Below are 1,039 nucleotides of genomic sequence, written 5' to 3' on the forward strand. Positions count from 1 at the left end.
GAAGGGAACTCAGTCCAGTTTGTGCGATCTCATTAGGCGCGAAACAAAACAAGCCACACCAAAAGGACTGAGTTGATGCCTATCCTACCACCCCTGCCACGACCACAACGGCGCCGCATTCACAAAATCATCCATGCCACGCGTGATAAAGGGCATGCTCGTCGCTTGATGGCCATCTTGCTGTTACATGAAGGACGCACGATCACTGATGTTCATCACCTTACCGGCGCTGCTCGCTCGACCATCGGCCGTTGGCTTCGGTGGTATCGGGATGAAGGTGTGGGGGCGTTAGAAGCCTTACCGGCTGGCCGTGCCCCGATCTTACCTGTCGCCAAGATTGTCACCTTACTGGTGCTGCTCATGCAGTTTTCTCCGCAAGATTTTGGTTATCAGCGCAGCCGTTGGTGTACCGAACTATTGGCTATCAAAATCAATCGGTTAATGGGGCTCAATATGGCAGCCTCCACGCTCCGCCGATGGTTACCGCGTATGGGCATTGTCTGGCGAAGGCCCGTGCCGACCTTGCGGATAAAAGACCCTGCCTATCAGGAGAAAATGGCTAATATCGACGCGGCACTGGCCCGCTGTGATGCAGATAATCCGGTGTTTTATGAGGATGAAGTCGATATAGACCTTAATCCCAAATTAGGGGCCGACTGGATGTTCAGAGCGCAGCAAAAGCGGGTTGTCACACCTGGAAAGAACGCCAAACATTACCTGGCAGGCGTTCTCCATGCAGGCAATGGAAGAGTACTTTACGTCAGCGGGATAAAGAAAAACTCATCGCTGTTTATCGCCATGCTGGAAAAGCTGCGTCGCCACTACCGACGAGCCAAAACCATCACACTGATCCTCGATAACTACATCATTCACAAAAGCAAACAGACCGAGCGATGGTTGAAGAAGAACCCCAAGTTCTGCCTGGTGTTCCAGCCAGTTTACAGCCCTTGGGTTAATCACATCGAACGGCTGTGGCACAAGTTACATGAAACCATCACGCGCAATCATCAATGCAGAGGAATGGCCAGCCTGCTGGCCC

At 52.5% G+C, this 1,039-nt stretch carries 1 protein-coding gene; it reads left to right on the top strand.

The genetic code is table 11. From position 1 onward, the window contains the following. Positions 1–75: 75 nt before the first annotated feature. Positions 76–1,039 (top strand): IS630 family transposase (locus C3418_RS23690; RefSeq protein WP_103859388.1); only part of this gene is annotated, 964 nt, incomplete at its 3' end.

Origin of the sequence: Aeromonas sp. ASNIH8, from assembly GCF_002919855.1 — a bacterium.
Taxonomy (GTDB): Bacteria; Pseudomonadota; Gammaproteobacteria; order Enterobacterales; family Aeromonadaceae; genus Aeromonas; species Aeromonas caviae.